General features: G+C 66.6%; 15 protein-coding genes. 6 read left to right on the forward strand and 9 right to left on the reverse strand.

Annotation, left to right across the window (positions count from 1 at the left end; all coding sequences use genetic code 11):
* Positions 1 to 6: 6 nt before the first annotated feature.
* Positions 7 to 1,245 carry an MFS transporter gene (locus WKW82_RS14850; protein ID WP_340343068.1) on the reverse strand — a complete coding sequence of 413 codons (1,239 nt, stop codon included), beginning with the start codon at positions 1,243 to 1,245 and terminating at the stop codon, positions 7 to 9.
* 119 nt (positions 1,246 to 1,364) lie between these two features.
* Between WKW82_RS14850 and WKW82_RS14855 the strand changes: the two genes are divergently transcribed.
* On the forward strand, positions 1,365 to 2,162 hold the full coding sequence (locus tag WKW82_RS14855; RefSeq protein WP_340343069.1) for an AraC family transcriptional regulator: 798 nt from the start codon (positions 1,365 to 1,367) through the stop codon (positions 2,160 to 2,162).
* Between the two features lie 8 nt (positions 2,163 to 2,170).
* Here the strand turns inward: WKW82_RS14855 and WKW82_RS14860 are convergent, their stop codons facing one another.
* Positions 2,171 to 3,286 carry a 3-deoxy-7-phosphoheptulonate synthase gene (locus WKW82_RS14860; RefSeq protein ID WP_340343070.1) on the reverse strand — a complete coding sequence of 372 codons (1,116 nt, stop codon included), beginning with the start codon at positions 3,284 to 3,286 and terminating at the stop codon, positions 2,171 to 2,173.
* A gap of 217 nt (positions 3,287 to 3,503) precedes the next feature.
* Here WKW82_RS14860 and WKW82_RS14865 point away from each other — a divergent pair, with 217 nt between their 5' ends.
* Entirely contained in the window at positions 3,504 to 4,301 is a 798-nt protein-coding gene (locus WKW82_RS14865; RefSeq protein WP_340343071.1) for a hypothetical protein, read from the forward strand.
* An 8-nt stretch (positions 4,302 to 4,309) separates the two neighbouring features.
* On the opposite strand, the gene fahA is transcribed toward WKW82_RS14865, so the two are convergent.
* From fahA to WKW82_RS14890, 5 genes are all read right to left on the reverse strand, one after another.
* Positions 4,310 to 5,590: a fumarylacetoacetase gene (gene fahA / locus WKW82_RS14870; protein WP_340343072.1), complete on the reverse strand. Its 1,281-nt coding sequence runs from the start codon at positions 5,588 to 5,590 to the stop codon at positions 4,310 to 4,312.
* Positions 5,587 to 6,882, reverse strand: a complete 1,296-nt coding sequence (gene hmgA / locus WKW82_RS14875) for a homogentisate 1,2-dioxygenase (protein WP_340343073.1) — start codon at positions 6,880 to 6,882, stop codon at positions 5,587 to 5,589. Before hmgA ends, fahA begins: the two co-directional genes overlap by 4 nt.
* A 28-nt stretch (positions 6,883 to 6,910) precedes the next feature.
* Positions 6,911 to 7,117, reverse strand: coding sequence for a DUF2783 domain-containing protein (locus tag WKW82_RS14880; RefSeq protein ID WP_340343074.1), 207 nt, complete (start codon positions 7,115 to 7,117; stop codon positions 6,911 to 6,913).
* A gap of 11 nt (positions 7,118 to 7,128) precedes the next feature.
* The gene (locus WKW82_RS14885) at positions 7,129 to 8,799 is read right to left on the reverse strand and encodes an FAD-dependent oxidoreductase (RefSeq protein ID WP_340343075.1); all 1,671 of its coding nucleotides are present in this window, start codon (positions 8,797 to 8,799) and stop codon (positions 7,129 to 7,131) included.
* Positions 8,800 to 8,954: 155 nt separating this feature from the next.
* Positions 8,955 to 9,914, reverse strand: coding sequence for an MBL fold metallo-hydrolase (locus WKW82_RS14890; RefSeq protein ID WP_340343076.1), 960 nt, complete (start codon positions 9,912 to 9,914; stop codon positions 8,955 to 8,957).
* 173 nt (positions 9,915 to 10,087) lie between these two features.
* Here WKW82_RS14890 and WKW82_RS14895 point away from each other — a divergent pair, with 173 nt between their 5' ends.
* The 4 genes from WKW82_RS14895 (at position 10,088) to WKW82_RS14910 (ending at position 16,373) form a co-directional block, all read left to right on the forward strand.
* Positions 10,088 to 10,918 carry an IclR family transcriptional regulator gene (locus tag WKW82_RS14895; protein WP_340343077.1) on the forward strand — a complete coding sequence of 277 codons (831 nt, stop codon included), beginning with the start codon at positions 10,088 to 10,090 and terminating at the stop codon, positions 10,916 to 10,918.
* 240 nt (positions 10,919 to 11,158) lie between these two features.
* Positions 11,159 to 15,205: a Pls/PosA family non-ribosomal peptide synthetase gene (locus tag WKW82_RS14900; protein ID WP_340343078.1), complete on the forward strand. Its 4,047-nt coding sequence runs from the start codon at positions 11,159 to 11,161 to the stop codon at positions 15,203 to 15,205.
* Between the two features lie 76 nt (positions 15,206 to 15,281).
* Complete coding sequence (locus tag WKW82_RS14905) at positions 15,282 to 16,061, forward strand: enoyl-CoA hydratase/isomerase family protein (RefSeq protein WP_340343079.1); 780 nt, start codon at positions 15,282 to 15,284, stop codon at positions 16,059 to 16,061.
* A gap of 45 nt (positions 16,062 to 16,106) precedes the next feature.
* Positions 16,107 to 16,373, forward strand: a complete 267-nt coding sequence (locus tag WKW82_RS14910; protein ID WP_340343080.1) for a hypothetical protein — start codon at positions 16,107 to 16,109, stop codon at positions 16,371 to 16,373.
* Positions 16,374 to 16,468: 95 nt separating this feature from the next.
* Here the strand turns inward: WKW82_RS14910 and WKW82_RS14915 are convergent, their stop codons facing one another.
* A complete protein-coding gene (locus tag WKW82_RS14915) occupies positions 16,469 to 16,906 on the reverse strand; it encodes a MaoC family dehydratase (RefSeq protein WP_340343081.1) in 438 nt (145 codons plus the stop codon).
* A gap of 23 nt (positions 16,907 to 16,929) precedes the next feature.
* Positions 16,930 to 18,204, reverse strand: coding sequence for a benzoyl-CoA 2,3-epoxidase subunit BoxA (gene boxA, locus WKW82_RS14920; RefSeq protein ID WP_340343082.1), 1,275 nt, complete (start codon positions 18,202 to 18,204; stop codon positions 16,930 to 16,932).
* Between the last annotated feature and the right edge of the window lie 91 nt (positions 18,205 to 18,295).

Here is an 18,295-nt window from a genome sequence, read left to right on the forward strand (position 1 = left end):
GACGCCTCAGTGCGCGGCCTTCTTCCGCTCGATGTTCGGCAGCAGCACCGCCACGATGCCGAGCAGCGGCAGGTACGCGATCACCTGGTACACGTAGTCGATGCTCGTGTGGTCCGCGAGCAAGCCCAGCATCGCGGCACCCAGCCCGCCCATGCCGAAGGCGAAGCCGAAGAACAGGCCCGACACCATCCCCACCTTGCCCGGGATCAGTTCCTGCGCATAGACCAGGATGGCCGAGAAGGCCGACGACAAGATCAGCCCGATCAGGATGGTCAGCGTCGTGGTCCAGAACAGGTCCGCATGCGGCAACAGCAACGCGAACGGCGCCACGCCGAGGATCGAAGCCCAGATCACCGGCTTGCGCCCGATGCGGTCGCCCACCGGCCCGCCGATCAGCGTGCCCAGCGCCGAGGCGAACAGGAAGATGAACAGGTGGTACTGCGAGCTCTGCACCGAGAGCCCGAACTTCTCGATCACGTAGAAGGTGTAGAAGCTGCTGATGCCGGCGATGTAGAAGTACTTCGAGAAGATCAGCAGCAACAGCACGCCGATCGCGCCGATGACCTTGCCGCGCGGCAGCGGCGACACGGCAGGACGCAGCGCCGCACGGGCCTTGGCGGCAGCGTGGTGCAAGGCATACCAGCGGCTCACCTGGATCAGCAGCGCAATGCCGAGCAACGCGGCCAGGCAGAACCAGGCCACGCTCGTTTGGCCGTACGGCACGATGACGATGGCCGCGACCAGCGGCCCAAGCGCACTGCCCGTGTTGCCGCCCACCTGGAACAGCGACTGCGCCATGCCATGCCGCCCGCCCGAGGCCATGCGCGCGACGCGCGACGACTCCGGATGGAAGATCGACGAACCCGTGCCGACCAGCGCCGCAGCCACCAGCACAACCCAGAAGCTCGGTGCGAAGGCGAGCAGCAACAGGCCCGAGAGCGTGAAAGTCATGCCGATGGGCAATGAATACGGTGTCGGCTTGCGATCGGTGTAGAGACCCACCAGCGGCTGGAACAACGAAGCCGTCAGCTGGTAGGTCAGCGTGATCAGGCCAATCTGCCCGAAGCTCAGGCTGAACTCGCCCTTGAGCACCGGGTAGATCGCCAGGATCAGCGACTGCATCATGTCGTTGATGAGGTGCGACGCGCTGATGGCGCCGAGCACGCGGAAGGCGGTCCGTTGGGCGGCGGGCGCGGTCGCCGGTGCCGCGGGAATCGTGCCGCTGGGAGGAAGGACGCTGGACATGAAGAGCCTGGATCGCGCGCACGGAACGCGCGCAGTTGAAAGTTGGAGCAGACGCGATGCTAGGGGTACGATCGATGCCTGTCTCTCGCCAATCGGGCTCCGCTCTTCGCAAAAAGGACATGGCAAGCTCCCGCAAATACCCGCCCGCGATGCCGGACCCGGATTTCCTCGCGGACGTCGACCGCAGCGAGGCGCTGGTCACTTGCCACCCCAACGACTATCCGCCCGGCCGCGTCATCGGCTGGCATGCGCATGCCAAGGAACAACTCGTCTACGCAGCGCATGGCGTGATCATGGTCAGCGCGCAGGGCGGCCAGTGGATCGTGCCTTCGACGCGCGGCATCTGGATGCCGGCTGGCGTGCGCCACAGCATCCGCTGCATCGGCGAGGTCCACATGCGCAGCGTCTATGTGCGGCCCGGTGCCACGCCCCACCTGCCGCGCGAATGTGCGGTGGTCGGCATTTCGCCGCTGCTGCGCGAACTGATCCTGGCCGCGATCGCGATCACGCCTGGCTACGCGAACCAGTCTCGCGATGGCCGCGTGATGCGCCTGTTGCTCGACGAACTGCACGCCCTGCCGGTGCTGCCGCTGCACCTGCCGCAGCCCGACGAGCCCCGCCTGCAACGCATCTGCACGCGCCTGCTCGAAGCGCCCGACGATCCGACCACGCTCGACGACTGGGGCCAGCGCCTTGGCGTCGATGCCAAGACCATCCAGCGCCTGTTCGCCCGCGAGACCGGCATGACCTTCGGCCAATGGCGGCAGCAGGCGCGGCTGCTGCATGGGCTGGAGCGCCTTGCGAGCGGCGAGAAGGTCGTCGACGTGGCCCTGGCCGCCGGCTACGACAGCCCGAGTGCGTTTGCCACGATGTTCAAGCGGCAGTTCGGGCAGACGCCGAGCGAGTTCTTTCGCTGACGTCCCGCTCAGCCCTTGCGGCGCGTCTTCACCGCCGCAGCCAGCTCATGCAGCACCGGCACCGTCTGCATGAAGCTGATGCAGGCATCGGTGATCGACACGCCGTGTTTCAGCGGCGTGCCGGCGACCAGGTCCTGCCGCCCTTCTTCGAGGTGACTCTCGATCATCACGCCCGTGATGCGCTTGTCGCCCGAAGCGATCTGCCCGGCCACGTCCTGTGCCACGACGATCTGCCGCTGGTGCTGCTTGCTGCTGTTGCCATGCGACAGGTCGACCATCACCTGTTCCCGCAGCCCGTTGGCGCGCAAGGCCTCGCAGCTTGCCGCGACGTCGGCCGCCGAATAGTTGGGCGTCTTGCCGCCGCGCAGGATCACATGGCAGTCGTCGTTGCCGCGCGTCTCGAAGATCGCGGCCATGCCCATCTTGGTCATGCCCATGAAGGCATGCGGCGCGCGGGCCGCGAGGATGGCATCGGCCGCCACCTTGATGCTGCCGTCCGTGCCGTTCTTGAAGCCGATCGGGCAGCTCAGGCCGGAGGCGAGCTGGCGATGGCTCTGGCTCTCCGTGGTGCGCGCGCCGATGGCGCCCCAGGCGATCAGGTCGGCCACGTACTGCGGGCTCAGCAGGTCGAGGAACTCGGTGCCGGTGGGCAGGCCCAGCGTGGTCAGTTCCAGCAGCAGGCGGCGCGCGCGCTCCAGGCCTTCGTTGATGGCGAAGCTGCCGTCCAGGTGCGGGTCGTTGATGTAGCCCTTCCAGCCGACTGTCGTGCGCGGCTTCTCGAAGTAGGCGCGCATGACGATCAGCAGGTCGTCCTGCAGTTCGTCGGCGACGGCCTTGAGGCGGTGCGCGTATTCGAGGGCCTGGTCATGGTCGTGGATGGAACAAGGCCCGACCACGACGACAAGGCGGTCGTCGCGGCCATGCAGCACGTCGGCGATCTTCGCGCGGCTGCTTTCAACAAGGGCCAGCGTGTTGTCGCGCACCGGCACGCGCTCCTGCAGCAAGGCGGGCGTGATCAGCGGACGAACGGCGCCGATGCGCACGTCGTCGATGCGGGTGGTGTCGATGGTGCTGTCGCGGGAGCCGACTTCGGCGTCGTGGAGGGGGTCGTCTAGTTTGGACATGGCGGGGTATCTCGGGTGCGTGGGGACTGTGCGGGCGCAATTGTCCACTCAGCCGCCGACGAGGCCCGCCCGGCATCGACAGCAGCATGGTCCGGAGCGAATTCGTCCGACATACAACAGGGCGCCGTCATATAGCCTTGAAGCATTCATCTCTTCAAAGCCCTGCACCTTGACCGTCGTCTGTGATGCCTGCAAGGCAACAAATCGGGACACCGCCATGTTCTGCATCGGCTGTGCGCGCCGATTGCCTGGCTTCGTGGCAACCGGGCCGTCGATGCTGGAGACCGCTCGGGGTCGGGTGCCCAGGCAGCCGGCCATTGAAGCGCTGGTCACCGACCATGCGGCTGGCGGTTTGCGCCACGACGATCCGCGCAAGCTGTGGCTCTGGCTGGGCGCGGGCGCATTGGCGCTGATCGGCGCCTTCATGGCCTGGTTCTTCCTGATCGCACGGCCTGCGACCGGCAGTTCGGAGCGCGCGACTCCGGCGGCCGGCATCCCGGCGAGTCCGCCAGCGTCATCTCCGGCGCTTGCTTCACCGAGCGCCGCGCCGCGGCTGGATGATCGACCCGTTGCCACGCCGCCCGCGCCAACCTCGCCGCCAACACCGTCCATTGCGACGTCACCGACACCCGCGCCGGCCAATGCGTCCGCGCCATCGCCGCAAGGTGCTACACCTTCTGCGTTGCCCGCGCGCGCGCCTACCGGCGAAGCAGCCGCGCGCACGGTCGAGAAGTTCTACATCGCCTTGTCCGTCGGCGACGGATCAGCCGCCGCCGCGCTCATCACGCCGGCCAAGCGCGGCGTCGGACCCTTCAGTGAGGCGGGAATGACGCGCTTCTACCGCTCCTTGCGCGACCCGCTTGCGCTGCGTTCGGTGCGACCGTTGGGCGCGGGGCGGGTGGAAGCCCGCTACCGATATCGCGCGACCAAGAACACCTGCGAAGCCACAGCCATCGTCCAGACCGAAGTGATCGGGGACAAGACGCTGATCCGCAGCATCCGCGCCAACTGCTGATCGCGCGCTCAGCTTCCGACCACCGTCCCGCTGACTTCGCCCAGCCCGATCCGCGCTGCGCCGTTGCGTTCGCAGTAGCCGCGCAGGGTCAAGGTGTCGCCGTCCTCCAGGAAGGCGCGCACTTCACCATTCGGCAGCGAAATCGGCTGCTTGCCGCCCACCGTGAGTTCAAGCAGCGACCCGGCCTGATCCGGCGCCGGGCCGGACAAGGTGCCAGAGCCCAGCAAGTCGCCTGGTTGCAGGTTGCAGCCATTCACGGTGTGGTGTGCGACCAGTTGCGCCGGCGTCCAGTAGGCCGCGTCGCGCATATCCGTCTGCGACAGCCGCACCGGCGCCGCACCCGCGTCGCGCATCTTCTTCGTCTGCAGCCAGGCTTCCAGCGTGATGTGAAAGCTGCCGCGCTCGCGGTTCGCAGGCCCATCAAGGTACGGCAATGGTTGCGGGTCACCGTCAGCGCGTTCGAATGAGCCACGGAACGGCGCCAGCGCCTCCAGCGTCACCATCCACGGCGACACGGTGCTTGCAAAGTTCTTCGACAGGAAGGGCCCGAGCGGCTGGTATTCCCAGCCTTGCAGGTCGCGCGCCGACCAGTCGTTGAACAGCGTCACGCCGAACAGGTGCGACTCCGCGTCCGCCATCAGCACAGGCTCGCCCAGCGCATTGGCCCGGCCCACGAACCAGCCGAGTTCCAACTCATAGTCCAGGCGCAGGCTCGGCCCGAACACCGGCGCAGCCGCCGGGTCGGAGCCGGCCGGCTTGGTCTGCCCCTTGGGACGCTTGAACTGTTGCCCGCTCACGCCGATCGACGAGGCGCGCCCGTGGTAGCCGATCGGCACCCATTTGTAATTGGGCAGCAGCGGGTTGTCGGGACGGAACTGCTTGCCCACCGTGGTCGCGTGGTGGACGCTGGTGTAGAAGTCCGTGTAGTCGCCGATGCGGCAGGGCACGGTCATCTCGACGTCGGCCTGCGCGTAGAGCGCGAGTTGCCACTCCTTCTCCTTCGGGCTGCCTTCGCGCAGGCTTTCCGACAGGCTCTTGCGCAAGGCGGCGCGCTCCTCTGCCGTGGCGGCCATGAGCAGGTTCATGTCGGCATGGTCGATGAGGTGCGCAGCTTCGAGATCAAGCACGCGATCGCCGATGGCCACGCCGATGCGGAAGGGTTCCTTGCTGCCCTTAGGCCGGAAGCGCCCGAAAGGCAGGTTCTGGATCGGGAAGTCGCAGCCAGACACGTTGGCCGTGGCGACCCAGCTTCGCAGTTTCGGGTCGTGGGTTTCGTTGATGGCGGTCATGATTTGAATTGGTCCTTGAGGCCGGCCCAGCAGTCGGCGTAGTCCTGGTCGAGTGAATTGCTTGACAACGCCCATTGCGTGGGCAGGAAGCGGTAGCGGCTTTCGAACATGAAGGCCAGCGTGTTGTCCAGCTTCTGCGGCTTCAGGTCCGCGTTGCTGGCCTTGGTGAAGGCTTCCTCGTCGGGGCCGTGCGGCACCATGCAGTTGTGCAGGCTCGCGCCGCCCGGCTTGAAGCCGCCGGGCTTGGCGTCGTATTCGCCGTACACCAGCCCCATGAACTCGCTCATGAGGTTGCGGTGATACCAGGGCGGACGGAAGGTGTCTTCCATCACCAGCCAGCGCGGCGGGAAGATCACGAAGTCGCAGTTGGCGGTCCCGGGCGTATCGCTCGGCGAGGTCAGCACGGTGAAGATCGACGGGTCCGGATGGTCGAAGCTGATCGAGCCGATCGTCATGAAGTGCGCCGTGTCGTATTTCACCGGCGCGAGGTTGCCGTGCCATGCGACCACATTGAAGGGCGAATGGCTGGTCGGTGCGCGCCAGAAGCGGCCGCCGGCCTTCTTGACCAGTTCATAGGCGCCCTCTTCCGATTCGAAGGCCGCCACGGGCGCCTGGAAGTCGCGCGCATTGGCCAGGCCATTGGAGCCGATCGGGCCCAGCTCCGGCAGTCGGAACTGCGCGCCGTAGTTCTCGCAGACGTAGCCGCGCGACACGCCATCGGGCAAGCCAACCTTGAACACCACGCCGCGCGGCACCAGGGCGATCTCGCCGGGCTTCACTTCGAGCACGCCCATCTCGGTGGTTAGCACGACGCGGCCTTGTTGCGGCACCAACAGCATCTCGCCATCGGCATTGACGAAGGCGCGGCGCTCCATCGAGCGGCCCGCGATGTAGACCAGCGCACCGATGCCGGTCTGCGCCTCGGCATCGCCATTGGCGGCCAGGGTCTGCATGCCATCGATGAAGTCGACCTGCTCCGCGCCGTCCATCGGCATCGGGTGCCAGCGCATGGGCTCAGGTGGCAAGGGCACGCTGCGATCTCCACCGGTCTGCCAGCTCGATTGGGCATACGGCTGGTAGCGGCCGGCCACCACGGACGGCTGGCGCCGGTACATCCAGGTGCGCCGGTTCTCATGGCGCGGCGCGGTGAAGGCCGTGCCGGAGATCAGCTCCGGATACAGGTCGAGCGGCGCGCGCTGCGGGCTGTTGCGGCCCTGCGGCAAGGCGCCGGGGACGGCTTCGGTGGCGTATTCATTGCCGAAGCCGGTCTGGTAGGCGAGTGGTGTGGTCATGGGGCTTTCTCTGAAGACGGAATGGGGTTCAGGCGCGCCGTGCCGCGGCGAAGGCCTCGCGCAGCACCGGCATCGAGCCGATGTGGTTGGCCAGCAGCAGCACGAGGCGCGCGTTGAAGGCGTGGCTCTCTTCGGTCGAGAGCCCTTGGTGCGACTCGATCAGGGCTTCATAGAAGTCATCGGGCGCGTCGAGGTTCGACGTGGTGATGAGTCGGGGTTGGGTGACTTGCAGCATGTGAAATTCCTTCATGCCCAGGCGAGCGCACGGTCCAGTGCGGCGCGGATGCCAGCGACATCGGGCTCGCGCCAGCGTGCGCAGACATGCTGGTCGGGACGCAGCAGATAGACGGTGCCGACTTCCGCGTCGTAGCGTTGCGCGGCCAAGGCATGTGCATCGTCGAGCGGCACGACGACGGTGTTGACCGGCACATGGGCAGCCGCCGATGCTTCGGCCACGGCACGCGCGGCGCGGTCGGACTTCACGTCGATGCCGAACACCAGCGCCGTGAAAGCCTCGCCGCCAGAATGCGCCAGCAACCAGCCCATGCTGCCGTCCTTGCGGACCAGCGGTGCATCGGCGGCCACGGCGCCCGGCACCATGCGGCCATCGAAGGCTTGCGCATCGGGCGTGTTCAACGCTGACGTATGCAACGTGGCGGGAACGGAGAGACGACCGCTGTTGACGAGCTTCCGCGCAAAAGCATTGACCTTGGACAGCTCCAGCACCGCATCGCGGAACAGCTTGCTGACTTCGCTCTTGGGCGTGATGAAGTCGGTGGCGCGCGTCGAGTTCAGGATGTTCTCGTCGGCGGCGTATTCGCGTTCCTGGCCGTACGTATCGAGCAGCGCGTCCGAGGCTTGGCGTTGCAGCACGGCGGCCAGCTTCCAGGCCAGGTTCTCCGCATCCTGCACGCCCGAGTTGGCTCCACGCGCGCCGAAGGGCGAGACGCCATGCGCCGAGTCACCGGCGAACATCACGCGGCCATGGCGGAACTTGTCCATGCGCAGGCAGGAGAAGGTGTAGACGCTGGCCCATTCGAGTTCGAACTGCGCGTCCTCGCCGAGCAGCGCCTTCACGCGCGGGATGATCTTCTCGGGCTTCTTCTCTTCCTCGGGGTCGGCGTCCCAGCCGAGTTGGAAGTCGATGCGCCACACGTTGTCGGGCTGCATGTGCAGCAACACGCTCTGGTTGGGATGGAACTCGGGGTCGAACCAGAACCAGCGTTCGGCCGGGCGGTCCATGTTCATCTTCACGTCGGCGATGAGAAACCGATCCTTGAACTGTCGGCCCTTGCTTTCCAGGCCGAGCAACTGACGCACGCTTGAGCGGCCACCGTCGCAGGCGGCGACGTAGTCGGCTTCCAGCAGGTAGGGGCCATCCGGTGTTTCGATGGTCAGCGTCACATGGTCGTCGTGCTGCACCACGCCGGCCACCTTGTTCTTCCAGCGCAGGTCGATCAGCGGCAGCTCGGCCGCACGCTCGGCCAAGAAGCCTTCGACGTAGTACTGCTGCAGGTTGATGAAGGCCGGCCGCGAATGGCCCGCCTCGGGCAGCAGGTCGAAGCTGTAGACCTGCTCCTGCTTGAAGAAGACCTTGCCGACGTTCCACGACACGCCCTTGTCGACCATGCGCTCGCCGCAGCCGAGCCGGTCGAAGATCTCCAGCGTGCGCTTGGCGAAGCAGATGGCGCGCGAGCCGGTGGAGAGCGTGTTGTCGTTGTCGAGCAGCACGACCGGCACCTGGCGCTGCGCCAGGTCGATGGCCAGCGCGAGTCCCACCGGGCCGGCGCCGACGACCACCACCGGCCTGCGCACCGGCTTGTCGGCGTCCTGGTCAGGATGGCGCACATAGTCGAACACCAGCTTCTGGTAGTCGACGGCTTCCCCCTTGCGAGATGCAAGTTCGTTCAACTGCATGGTTTCTGTCTCCGAGTCACGTGTGGCGGCGACCTTGAAGGTGTGAAGATTTCGTAGCGAGGGCGCCAAGGTCGGGCTGAGGAGCGGAGCCGTACTTCAGTACGGTGAGCACCGCAGGCCCGAGATTGGTGGCCACAGTAGAAAGATTCACACCTTCAACCTTCCAACGTCTTCCACATCTCGACGTCACGCTCTGCCGTCCAGATGCGCGGGTCGGCGTATTGGGTGGCTTCGTCGTAGCAGCGCGTCACGTCGAAGGGCATGCAGTGGTCGAAGATGACCCAGTGGCCGTACTTCTGCTTGAGCACGCCGTAGGTGTCCTTGTAGACGGCGTTCAGGTCCATGCCGGCCGCAACGCCCTTCTGCACGTTGGCGTACACGTCAGCGATGAAGTCGCGCGTTTCGCTGAGGCCCTTGGCCACTTCGGCGGGCGTGGTCAACGCGGCGCCGCGGCCCGGCACCAGCGCCTTGGGCTTGAGCGCGGCGATGTTGTCGAGCGTCTTCGGCCAGTCCTTGAAGTACGCATCGCCCGCGTACGGCGTGGCACCGAACTCGACCAGGTCGCCCGACAGCAGCGCGCCCTCGCCTGGCAGCCAGACCACCGTATCGCCCTTGGTGTGGCCACGGCCGAGTTGCAGCAACTGCACTTCCAGCTTGCCCAGCCACAAAGTCATCTTTCCGGTGAAGGTCATGGTCGGCCAGGTCATGCCGGCCGGCACCGTCTCGACGTTCTGGAACAGGCGCGGGAAGCGGCCGATCTCGCTGGCCTTGTCCTGCTCGCCGCGCTCGACGATCAGGTCATAGGTGTCCTGGCTGGAAATGATTTGCTGCGGCTGGTAGGCGCTCGCGCCCAGCACGCGCACCGCGTGGTAATGCGTGAGCACGACGTACTTGATCGGCTTGTCGGTGACCTCGCGGATGCGGCGGATCACGTCGGCGGCCATGGCCGGCGTGGCCTGCGTGTCGGCCACGAGAACGCAGTCGTCGCCAATGATGATCCCGGTGTTCGGGTCGCCCTCGGCCGTGTAGGCCCAGGCGTGCTCGGAGATCTGGCTGAAGGTGACCTTCTTTTCTTCGAGGTCGGCTTGGGAGGCGAATTTCTTCGTGGCGGTCATCGGGGTGGGCTCCTGTTTGGCGTTTGTCTAAACCTAACTTGTTTGCGATTATCCAATCATTGATTCACCAAGGACGAATCAATTTGTGAATGACTAACTAGGGTTTTCCCTTGATTCGATGGCTTAACTCGTTTGTCGTTGTCTAATTCCAGCGCTAGAACAAAGGTACGGACATGAGCGAAGAAGGCGAAGTGCGGCAGCAGCGCGGCATCCAGAGCGTCGAGGTGGGCGGCCAGTTGCTGCGCGCGCTGGTGCACCACGGCCGGCCGATGGCCCTGAGCGATCTCGCCCGCGAAGCGGACATGGCGCCGGCCAAGGCGCACCCGTACATGGTGAGCTTCGGCCGGCTGGGCTTGATCGAGCAGGACCCCGTCAGCGGGCAATATCTGCTTGGACCGCTGGCATTGCAATTGGGGTTGATCGGGCTGCAACAGAACAACCCGGTGCAGATCGCCTCGCCGCTGATCGACGCGCTGGCTGCGAGCATCGGCCAGACCGTGGCTATCGCCGTGTGGGGCGACCGCGGCGCGACGATCGTGCGGCTTGCGGAATCGCCCGCTGCGGTGCATGTGGTGATGCGGCACGGCACCGTGTTCTCGCTGACCGACACCGCGTCGGGCCGCCTTTTCGGCGCCTACATGGAGCCGGCGGTGGTAAAGCGCTTCCTGGAAGACGAACGGGCGCGCCGCAAGCAACGCGACCGTCTCGAATCGACACCGCAGCCCGGCATGCCTGCCGCCGCGCCGGTGCCGTCCTGGCGCGAATTCGAAGCGCACCTCGACGAGGTCAAGCGCCATGGCCTCAGCCGCTCGACCGGCGAGATCGTGCCCGGCGTCAACGCGATGGCAGCGCCGGTGTTCGACCACAAGGGCGCGATCGTGCTGGCCGTCACCGCCATCGGCGCCGCGGGCGTGTTCGACAGCAGTTGGGACGGCGCGGTGGCGCGCGCGCTCAAGGATTGCGCGCGACAGGTCTCGCAGCGCCTCGGCGCACCGTCGAGCTGAACTCCAGGCGCCCAACGGCGACCGGTAAATCCACGTCTTCGGTGGCTAGCGCATCGCCTCGGTCAGCCACTGGTCAGGTTCAGGGCAGCCCGCCCTCCACAAGACACATTTCTGCGCAAATGTTTGCGTGTACTCCGGTTTGGGCTGTGCACGCACAAGGGGTGCCGCACGTTTGGAATGGGAAAATCGGGCGATCGGCAGCCGGCCGTTCCCCGCCGCGCCTCGCCCCCTGGACCCCTGATGTATCGCACCGACTCGACCCCGCCCGAACCCACATTCCCCTCCGACGCCGAATCTCCCGACATCGTCCGCGGCCCGCAACGGCCCGACCTCATCCGGACGGAAATCCTCGCCGACCTGTTCGAAGCCACCGCCACCCGAATCCCTGGCCAGACGGCCTTGGTCTTCGGCGAGCAGTCGCTGAGCTATGGGCAACTGGACCAGATGGCCGACCGGGCCGCCTCCCGGCTGATCGAGGCCGGCGTGCGTCCTGGCCGGATCGTGGGCCTGTGGCTGCCGCGCGGGTTGGACTTGCTGGTGATGCAACTGGCGATCGCCAAGACTGGCGCGGCCTGGCTGCCGCTCGATGCGGACACCCCGGTCGACCGTGTCGGTGTGTGCCTGGATGACGCCGATGCCGTGGGCATCGTGAGCTGCGACGAATTCGCGCCGAGGCTGGGCGCCATCGGCCGGCCGCTGTGGACCGCGCAGGCGCTGCTGACCCTGCCCTTCGATGCGGCCTCCGCCCTGCGTCGCCAGGACGCATTGCCGGTGCATCCTGCCTACGTCATCTACACCTCCGGCTCCACCGGCAAGCCCAAGGGCATCGCGATCACCCAGGGCAGCATCTGCCACTTCCTGCGCAGCGAGAACGCGCTGCTGGGCGTGCGGCAGGAGGACCGCGTGTACCAAGGCTTCTCGGTCGCCTTCGACATGTCCTTCGAGGAGATCTGGATCAGCTACCTGGTCGGCGCCACGCTGTGGATCGCGCCGAAGCTCATCGCCTCCGATCCCGAGGCCCTGCCCCGCGCACTGATCGAGCATCAGGTCAGCGTGCTGCATGCCGTGCCGACCTTGCTGGCCCTGTTCGACCGCGACGTGCCCGGGCTGCGCATCATCAACCTCGGCGGGGAGATGTGTCCGGCTTCGCTGGTCGAGCGCTGGGCCGTGGCCGGCCGCCAGGTGTTCAACAGCTACGGCCCGACCGAGGCAACGGTGTCGGCCAGCATGGCCGAACTGGCCGCTGGCGAGCCCGTCACCATCGGCCAGCCGCTGCCCAATTACGCGATGCTCGTGATCGCGCCCGAAATGGCCGCCACCGGCCCGGTGTTGCTGTCGCGCGGCGAGGTCGGCGAGCTGTGCATCACCGGCCCTGGCGTGGCCGCCGGCTACCTTGGCCGCCCTGAACTGACGGCCGAGAAGTTCCTGCGCAATCCCTGGGCCGGCGACGCGAGCGAGGCACGCCTCTATCGCACCGGCGACCTGGCGCGCATCGACGACGAAGGCAACGTGCAGTGCCTGGGCCGCACGGACGATCAGATCAAGATTCGCGGCTTCCGCGTGGAACTCGGCGAGATCGAGGCCGTGCTGGCGCAGCAACCTGGCGTCGGCACCGTGGCCGTGGTGCTGCGCGCCGTGGATGGCGTGGACCAGCTGATCGCATTCCTCGTGGCCGAGAGCGGCGTCACGGTGTCGGCTTCCGCACTGCGCGCGGCGCTGGCCGAACGCCTGCCGCCCTACATGGTGCCGGGCCGCTTCGAGGTGTTGCCGCAGATGCCGCGCCTGCCCTCCGGCAAGATCGACCGCAAGGTGCTCAAGGCGCAGCCGCTGGCCGAAGCCGCGACGTCTACCGAGGGCTCGGACACACCGGAATCGCCCACCGAAGCCGCGGTGTTCACGGCCATGTCGTCGCTCTTCCCGGGCTTCGCGATCCGGCGCACCTCGGACTTCTTCGACGAACTCGGCGGCCACTCCCTGATGGCAGCGCGGCTCGCGACCACCTTGCGTGCCGATCCGCGTTTCACCAGCATCACCGTGCGCGACATCTACACCCACCGCACGGTCGGTGCGATCGCCGCCGCGCTGGAGGCCAGCAGCGTGCAGCCTGCCGACCAGGTGCCCGACTGGACGCCGCCGTCCGCCTGGCGCCGCTGGCGTTGCGGCCTGGCGCAAGCGGCTGCCATTCCGGGGCTGGTCGCGCTGCGCATGATGCAGTGGCTCGCACCCTTCTTCACCTACCACTTCTACACCGGCGGCCCCGACGATTCGATCCCCTTCGCGGTCACGATGTCGATCGTCGCCTTCCTGGCGACCACGATCCTGGAGTTCGCCATTGCCATCGCGGCGAAATGGCTGATCGCCGGGCGACTGAAGCCGGGACGCTATCCGCTCTGGGGCCTGACCTACTTCCGCTGGTGGCTGGCCGACCGGCTGTGCGATGCCGCACCGACCTATTTCATCAGCGGCTCGTCGCTGCATTCCTGGTGGCTGCGCGCCCTCGGTGCGCGCATCGGGCGTGACGTGATGATCGGCTCGGTCAAGGTGCGTGCGCCCGACCTGCTGTCGGTGGGTGACGGCGCGAGCATCGGCAACGCGGTCAACCTCGAGAACGCGCGGGTGTTCTGCGGCGAGTTGCTGCTGGGCCCGATCGCCATCGGCGCCGAGGCGCACATCGGCTCCTATGCCGTGATGGAAGGCAACACCTCCGTCGGCGACTGGGGCCATCTCGACGGCCAGTCCGCGCTGGCCGATGGCCAGGCCATGCCGGCCCGGCGCGTCTGGAGCGGCGCCCCGGCGCGCGACATGGGCGCCTTCGATCCGGCGTCGCTGCGCGCACGCTTGCCCGTCACATCGCGCCGCCTGCTCGGCGAGGGCGTGTTCTTCGTCGTGGGCGCCATGCTGGTGGCCGCGCTGTTCTTCCTGCCGGTGTTCCCGACCTTCATGCTGATCGACTGGCTCGACCCCAGCGAGGGCGCGACCTGGGAGGCGGCCAACTCGGCCACGTTGATCTTCAAGTACTTCGGCCTGGCGTTGCTGGCCAGCCCGGTGATGATCGTGCTGACGGCCCTGATCTCGGCGGGCATCCGCTGGAGCGTGCTGCCGCGGCTCAAGAGCGGCAGTTGGCCGGTGCACAGCAACGTCTACTGCGGCAAGTGGCTGGTCAACCAGATCCAGGAGTCGAGCTTGCAGGTGCTGCATGGCGTGTATGCCACGCTGTTCGCGCCCATGTGGTATCGGCTGCTGGGCGCCAAGGTGGGCCGCAACGCCGAGATCTCGACCGCGCTGGGCGTGGTGCCGGACATGCTCACGCTGGGCGACGGCACTTTCATCGCCGATGCGGTGCTGCTAGGCGACGAGGAGATCGACGGTGGCTGGCTGACGATGCAGCCCACCGTGGTCGGGCGTCGCAGCTTCATCGGCAATGGCGCCTACATCCCGGACGGCACGACCGTGCCGGAGAACGTGTTGATCGGCGTGCTGGGCCGCGCGCCTGATGCGGCGGTCATGCGCAGCGGCGAAACCTGGCTGGGCTCGCCCGCGCTGCGCCTGCCGGCGCGCGAAGTCGTCACGGGGCATCCGGAATCGGTCACCTTCAACCCCTCGCCGCTGCGGCGACTGGGGCGCGGGCTGGTCGAGGCCTTCCGCATCGTCGTGCCGCATGCCATCGTGATCGCCGCGGGCTACAGCATCGTGCAGGCGGTCATGCCGGCGGCCGCGCGGGAGCACTGGGGCGCGGTGATCGGCTACCTGACGCTGGACGGGCTGATCTTCGGCCTGTCGACCTTCGTGTTCGTCGCCTTGTTCAAGTGGCTGTTCCTGCGCCGCTACAAGCCGCTCGCCAAGCCGATGTGGACACCTTTCGTCTGGCTGTCCGAGGCGGCGACCAACATCTACGAGGGCATCGCGGTGCCCAACTTCATGAACTACCTGCGCGGCACGCCGTGGCTGCCGATCGCCTTCAACCTGCTGGGCGCGCGCATCGGCCGCGGCGTGTACCTGGACACTACCGACCTGACCGAGTTCGATTGCGTGCGCATCGGCGCCTACAGCGAGTTGAACGCGCAGTGCTGCCCGCAGACCCACCTGTTCGAGGATCGGGTGATGAAGGTGCATCACGTGAACATCGGCTCGCGCGTGAACATCGGGGCGCGCAGCGTTGTGCTCTACGGCGCGGTGGTGCATGACGGGGCGCAACTGGGGCCGCTGACACTGGTGATGAAGGGTGAAAGCATTCCGCCTTCGTCGCGGTGGAGTGGGAATCCCGCAATGCCCGTGCGCGCTGGCTGACGCTCTCCTCCGGGAGAGGGTTGGCGTGGGGGCGAAGGAGAATGGCCTGCTCCATGGCCAACAAAAGGTGCGCACCATGCAGCCAGACAAGCCTCAGGTCAGCCTCATCACTCAAGGCCCGGTGAGCATCCTCACGCTCGACCGGCCGGAACGGCTCAATGCCATCGGCGCGCGGCTGCTGCAGGACTTCCATGAAGCATTGGTGGCGGCACATGCGGACCCGCAGACGCGCGTCATCGTCCTGACCGGCGCGGGGCGTGCCTTCTGCGCCGGCGACGACCTCAAGGAGTTTGGCGAACAGTCCGCGACAAACGAGTCCGTCGCCGAGATGGGCCGCCGGGTGCAGCAGATCACGCGCGACATCATGTTCGGGCCCAAGCTCGTGATCGGTGCGATCCACGGCTATGCAGTGGGCGCGGGCTTCGAATGGGTGCTGAACTGCGACATGGTGGTGGCCGCCGACGACCTGGTCGCGTTCTTCCCGGAGATGGCGCTGGGGCAATTCGTGACAGGTGGCGTGACGCACCTGCTGCCGCGGCTTGTGGGGCACCAACGGGCGGTGGAACTCTTCGTGCTGGGCGATCGATTTGGCGCGGATGCCTTGCAGCGGATGGGACTGGTCAACCGCGTGGTGCCACGCGACGCGATGCTGTCGACGGCGCTGGAACTGGGCGGCCAGGTCGCGGAGCGTTCCCGGACGGCGACCCTGCAACTCAAGAAGGTCATGACTTCGCAACGGCGGGCGCAACTGGAAAGCGCGCTCGATCTGGAGGAGCAGGCGGCGATGGCTTGCTTCTCGAATCCCGACACCGCGGCGCGGGTCGAAGCGTTCGTGCAACGCGGCAAATCTTCGTAGCGTTGCCGCCTCCCTTGCTACGATGCATCGCAAAAGGAGCACCGCATGCGCACAGGCCTCTTCCTTCTCGCCGGCTTCCTGCTGCTGGCAGCGACCGTCATCGTCGCCAGGCTCTTCTCCGAGAACTTCCAGAACGCGGCATCCGTCGCCACGACGGCTTTCATCACGCTGTGGCTTGCGCTGACCTCGTTCAACATGTGGGTCGGGGTCAGCAAGGCGGGCTACTCGGTCACCGAAGAATTGCCGGTCTTGCTCGTCCTGTTTGGCGTGCCGGCCGTGGTTGCGATCGTGTTGAAGTGGAAGGTTCTGTAGCGAGGGGCGCTTGCAGTGACTGCGCAGGTTTGAAGATCGAAGCCCTCGCCGCTGCCCTCTCCCAAAGGAAAGGGGCTGAAGACAAGTGCGACTCGCTACCCCGGCAGCTTGAACAGGCTGGTCGCTTCGAGGTCCAGCACCATTGCGTCGTTCTGGTTGAACAGCATCCACCGCCACTCGAGGATGCCCAGCGCCTTGCCGCTGCGTGAGGCGCGCACGGCAAGCACTTCCGCCTTCAGCCGCAAGCTGTCGCCCGGCCGCACGGGCTTGGGCCATTTGACGTAGTTGAGACCTGGCGAGGCAAAGGACTCGGAGCCTGCAAGGACCGTGTCGGCGATCAGGCGCATCGCAATTGCGCAGGTGTGCCAGCCGCTCGCGATCAAGCCCTGAAATGGCCCTTCTTCGGCAGCGGCTGGATCGGTGTGGAACCACTGGGGGTCCCAGGCGCGCGCGAAGGACAGGACCTCTTCTTCCGTGACCTGGACCGGCCCCGCCTCGATCACCTGCCCAACGTGGAATTCAGCGAACTTCATGCGCCCGTTTCGCAGGGCTCAGCTCAATAGGTCTCGAGGTGCAGCCGGCCTTCGGACTTCAGGCTGCCGCCGATGGCATCCCAATCCAGCCCGGCTTCCGTTGCCACGTCGCGCAGGGCCAGCACCACGCCCTCTTCCATGCTCTTGAGTCCGCAGACGTAGAAGTGCGACTGCCCATCTTTCAGCAGTTCGACCAGGTCGGCGGCGCGAGCACGCATCAGGTCCTGCACATAGCGCTTGGGTTGGCCGGGGGTGCGCGAGAAGGCGAAGTTGATGTCGATGAAGTCCTTGGGCAGCGTCTGCAGCGGGCCGAAGTACGGCAACTCCTGCTGTGTGCGTGCGCCAAAGAACAGCAACAACTTGCCGCCCTCGAACTTGCCGCTCTTGCGCAGGCGCCGCCGCCATTCAGTCATGGCGCGCATCGGTGCGCTGCCGGTGCCGGTGCAGATCATGACGATGTGGGACTTGGGGTGGTTGGGCATCAGGAAGGACGCGCCGAAGGGGCCGACCACCTGGACCTTGTCGCCCACCTTGAGGTCGCAGACATAGTTGCTGGCGACGCCGCGCACCGGCTTGCCTTGATGGTCTTCGGTGACGCGCTTGACCGTGAGGGAGACGTTGTTGTAGCCCGGCCGTTCGCCGTTGCGCGGACTCGCGACCGAGTACTGGCGTGCGAAATGCGGCTTGCCGTTGGCATCGGTGCCGGGCGGGATGATGCCGAGCGACTGGCCTTCGAGCACCGGGAAAGGCATCGCGCCGAAGTCGAGCACGATGTGGTGGGTCTGGTTCTCGAAGCCGGCCTCGGTGCAGTTGAAGTTGCCGACGACGGTGGCTGTCGTCGGCTTCTTCGGCGGGTGGAGGTTGGTGTAGGCGTGGGCTGCCGACCAAGGCGGGACGGTGGCGCCGTATTGGGCCGAGTTGAAGACGGGCTCGCCGGGTTCGGATGGCGGTTGCGGTGCAGCGGCCGTCGCGGGTTGCACGGGCTCGTCGACGCTCGACACGCCTTCGGCTTCGAGTTGATCGGGGGTCAGCTCTGCGGGCAGTTCGTCCCAGGTGAGTTGCTCTTCGATCGAGTAGGCGCGCACCAGGGGCATCGTGCGCCAGTTGTCGATAGAGCCCGTCGGGCATGGCGAAATGCAGGCCATGCAACTGTTGCAGACGTCGGCGCGCACGACGTAGTTGCGGTCGTCGTGCGTGATGGCGCCGACCGGGCAGGTGGCCTCGCAGGTGTTGCAGCGAATGCAGATTTCGGGGTCGATCAGGTGCTGCTGGATGACCTTGACTTCGCTCATGTTCATCGTGTGTCTCCTCTTTTTCCCTCGTCCCTTTGGGGAGAGGGTCAGGGTGAGGGGCAGCTTGCCATGGGAACGCTGTTGCCCCTCACCCCAG

The organism is Variovorax rhizosphaerae, assembly GCF_037889975.1.
GTDB lineage: Bacteria > Pseudomonadota > Gammaproteobacteria > Burkholderiales > Burkholderiaceae_C > Variovorax > Variovorax rhizosphaerae.

What these genes read in the sequence shown, in the direction of transcription:
- WKW82_RS14850 (WP_340343068.1), bottom strand. Translation starts at nt 1,245, where the DNA reads ATGTCCAGCGTCCTTCCTCCCAGCGGCACGATTCCCGCGGCACCGGCG.
- WKW82_RS14855 (WP_340343069.1), top strand. Translation starts at nt 1,365, where the DNA reads ATGGCAAGCTCCCGCAAATACCCGCCCGCGATGCCGGACCCGGATTTC.
- WKW82_RS14860 (WP_340343070.1), bottom strand. Translation starts at nt 3,286, where the DNA reads ATGTCCAAACTAGACGACCCCCTCCACGACGCCGAAGTCGGCTCCCGC.
- WKW82_RS14865 (WP_340343071.1), top strand. Translation starts at nt 3,504, where the DNA reads ATGTTCTGCATCGGCTGTGCGCGCCGATTGCCTGGCTTCGTGGCAACC.
- fahA (WP_340343072.1), bottom strand. Translation starts at nt 5,590, where the DNA reads ATGACCGCCATCAACGAAACCCACGACCCGAAACTGCGAAGCTGGGTC.
- hmgA (WP_340343073.1), bottom strand. Translation starts at nt 6,882, where the DNA reads ATGACCACACCACTCGCCTACCAGACCGGCTTCGGCAATGAATACGCC.
- WKW82_RS14880 (WP_340343074.1), bottom strand. Translation starts at nt 7,117, where the DNA reads ATGCTGCAAGTCACCCAACCCCGACTCATCACCACGTCGAACCTCGAC.
- WKW82_RS14885 (WP_340343075.1), bottom strand. Translation starts at nt 8,799, where the DNA reads ATGCAGTTGAACGAACTTGCATCTCGCAAGGGGGAAGCCGTCGACTAC.
- WKW82_RS14890 (WP_340343076.1), bottom strand. Translation starts at nt 9,914, where the DNA reads ATGACCGCCACGAAGAAATTCGCCTCCCAAGCCGACCTCGAAGAAAAG.
- WKW82_RS14895 (WP_340343077.1), top strand. Translation starts at nt 10,088, where the DNA reads ATGAGCGAAGAAGGCGAAGTGCGGCAGCAGCGCGGCATCCAGAGCGTC.
- WKW82_RS14900 (WP_340343078.1), top strand. Translation starts at nt 11,159, where the DNA reads ATGTATCGCACCGACTCGACCCCGCCCGAACCCACATTCCCCTCCGAC.
- WKW82_RS14905 (WP_340343079.1), top strand. Translation starts at nt 15,282, where the DNA reads ATGCAGCCAGACAAGCCTCAGGTCAGCCTCATCACTCAAGGCCCGGTG.
- WKW82_RS14910 (WP_340343080.1), top strand. Translation starts at nt 16,107, where the DNA reads ATGCGCACAGGCCTCTTCCTTCTCGCCGGCTTCCTGCTGCTGGCAGCG.
- WKW82_RS14915 (WP_340343081.1), bottom strand. Translation starts at nt 16,906, where the DNA reads ATGAAGTTCGCTGAATTCCACGTTGGGCAGGTGATCGAGGCGGGGCCG.
- boxA (WP_340343082.1), bottom strand. Translation starts at nt 18,204, where the DNA reads ATGAACATGAGCGAAGTCAAGGTCATCCAGCAGCACCTGATCGACCCC.